1 protein-coding gene is annotated in these 1,478 nt (G+C 68.9%); it reads left to right on the top strand.

Annotation, left to right across the window (positions count from 1 at the left end):
• The first annotated feature begins 42 nt into the window (after nucleotides 1–42).
• A complete protein-coding gene (locus tag ACFRAC_RS36780; protein ID WP_382939792.1) occupies nucleotides 43–1,284 on the top strand; it encodes an IS4 family transposase in 1,242 nt (413 codons plus the stop codon).
• Nucleotides 1,285–1,478: the final 194 nt, after the last annotated feature.

The following is a 1,478-nucleotide window of genomic DNA, read 5'->3' as shown; positions in this document are numbered from 1 at the left end:
CAATACCGGTGACTTTGGTGGTTTCTGGTCGTTGGGTGGGTTGTGCCAAGACCGGGTCAGGTGAAGTCGTCGGGGGTTGATCGGTTCTCGGATCGGATCGCGTTGGGGGTGCTGACGCGGGCGTTTCCGCCGGAACTGGTCGACGAGGTGGTCGCCGAGTGCGGCAGGGTCGAACAGCGAACGCGGCTGCTGCCGGCACGGGTGGTGGTCTACTTCGTCCTGGCGATGTGTCTGTTCTTCGGGCAGGGCTATGAAGAAGTGGCCCGGCTTCTGGTCCAAGGGCTGGAGCGCGAAGGCCGGTGGGTGAAGACCTGGCGGGTGCCCACGACGGCGGCGATCGGGCGGGCCCGGTTACGGCTCGGTCCGGAGCCGTTGCGGGCCCTGTTCACGCGGGTGTGCCGGCCGGTGGCGGTCGCGCGGACGCAGGGCGCCTGGTATCGGCGGTGGCGGCTGGTCGCGGTGGACGGCACGGTCTTCGATGTTCCGGACACCGCGGCGAACGCTCAGTCCTTCGGTCGTCCCGGTACCAGTCGTGGGCAGGGCCGCAGTGCGTATCCGCAGGCGAGGGTGGCGGCCCTGGCCGAGTGCGGCACCCATGCCGTGTTCGCGGCCGAGGTCGGACCACTCAAGGTCCACGAGAGCGTCCTGGCCCAGCGGCTGTTCCCCGCGCTGACGAAGGGCATGCTGGTGCTCGCCGACCGGGGCTTTTGCGGTCTCGACCTGTGGCGTGCTGCGAAGGCGGGCGGCGCGGACCTGCTGTGGCGGGTCCGCAGCGTCGTGGTGCTGCCGGTCCTTGAAGCCCTCCCCGACGGGTCCTACCTGTCGGAGATCGTCGCCGCGCGGGACCACTACCGGCGCGCGGACCCCGAGCGGGTGCGGGTGATCGAGTACACCGTCGGCCCACGCGGTGGTGACGGCACCGTCTACCGGCTGATCACCACCATCCTCGACCCCGGGCAGGCACCGGCCGAGGAGCTTGCCGCCCTCTATGCCCAGCGGTGGGAGATCGAGAGCACCCTGGACGAGATCAAGAACCATCAGGGCGTCCCGGGGCTGGTGCTGCGTTCCCAGCACCCACGCGGCGTCGAACAGGAGATCTTCGCGTTTCTGCTGGTCCACCACGCGCTGCGGGACCTGATGCACCAGGCTGCCCTCAAGGCCGGGCACGATCCTGACCGGGTCTCCTTCACTCGCACTCTTCGCGTCGTCCGCCGCCACGTCACCGGGCAGGCGGCGCTTTCCCCCCTCGCGACTGGCCCGGTCCATCACCCAGAGCCTGCGTGAGATCACCGAACGGCTACTGCCCGCACGGCGGTTGCGCTCCAACCCGCGTGTGATCAAACGCAAGATGTCCAACTGGGCCCTCAAACGAGTCGAGCACCACAGCCCACCACGGCCATACCCCCCGACGGTCCGACTGGTCGGGCCAACCCGAGCCACCTCGACCAGCCGGAAAACAACCTAAATCACCGGTATTG

It is taken from the genome of Streptomyces sp. NPDC056628 (assembly GCF_042792555.1).
In the GTDB taxonomy this organism is placed as follows: Bacteria; Actinomycetota; Actinomycetes; order Streptomycetales; family Streptomycetaceae; genus Streptomyces.
This window is presented reverse-complemented; position numbering and strand designations above follow the sequence as displayed.